Consider the following 1,198-nt stretch of genomic DNA (forward strand, 5'->3'; position numbering starts at 1 on the left):
AACTTATGCATAAATTTACACCACGGTTCTCTAGGGAATTTTGATTGAACAAATTTTTTATTATTAGCTAATAGAGTTTTAATCTCGTCAGCCTCGGCAGCATGTAACTGCATCCATTCAAATAACTGTTGTGCAGCATCCCTGGGGTGTTCTGGGATTACTTTAATATGATGGTACTCAGTGCCATAAAACTCGGTGAAGGCCGTATACTGTGTCACTGCGCAGGGAATACCTGCAATAGCAGCAAGTGCTGGACCTAAACCGACACTTTCCACGTTCTCTACATTTGGCGTAAATAAAACTGCGCCGGATAACGTATGGCAAATGATAAGTAAGTCAATTTCATCTAAATGCCATTTGTTGTCTTTATCTTTATATGTTTTTATCGGTACTTCATCTAAAAATATAATACTATTGTCTAGGTTGTATTTTTTTACCTGCTCTTTTAAATCATGAGCATACTCAGGATCTTCATTCATGTTCCCGAATATCAACAGTTTCGGCGTGGGTAGTTTTTTTTCTTTATAAATATCAAGTAGCTTATTAAAAACACTTATTGATATTTCGATACCCTTGACTCTAAATACTCTAACGGGAACGATAACAATAGATGAATCTATAGCTATATTATATTGGTTTAAAAAATCAATGTGAATTTTGCTAAAAGCAGATACATCGATTGACGGTAATATATTAGGAATGACATCAGGTACCAGTTCTGTTGGATAGTCTCTACTTTCCTTCGCCAAGGCTTCAGACGCAACTATCCATTTAGTATAGGTATTATCTTGTGGTATGGGTGTCAATATATTAGGTTTTTCAGGATATAGTCTTTCTTCATGTTCATAAATGGCATAACTACCAAATAGGTCATGATCCCAAAAAATAATACCGCCGTTATCTTTTTTAGCCCAATACCTTCTCGCTGCGTTGTGCAGTGCCAGACTAACAGGAACGGCATCCGAAAGTGTAATATTTAAGCAAAATACCCAATCGACGTTATTATCTTCAAACCAACTTAGGAAATAATCCTCATAAATTTTAGCAATAGAATTAATATCTTGATTGATCTGTTTAATTTCTTCTCCTGTTAATGATTTATATTTTGCTACCCTCTTTCTGATATGAGTAAAACAGTGCCCATGATCGCTATCATAAGAGTATTTTTGATGGATAGAACTTATCCTCATCCATGTTG

General features: G+C 35.2%; 1 protein-coding gene. It reads right to left on the minus strand.

What is annotated here, in order from left to right:
- Window positions 1–1,198 (minus strand): hypothetical protein (locus tag V2A85_RS23820; protein ID WP_420072572.1); only part of this gene is annotated, 1,198 nt, incomplete at both ends.

Source organism: Yersinia sp. 1252 StPb PI (assembly GCF_048593885.1).
In the GTDB taxonomy this organism is placed as follows: domain Bacteria; phylum Pseudomonadota; class Gammaproteobacteria; order Enterobacterales; family Enterobacteriaceae; genus Yersinia; species Yersinia enterocolitica_E.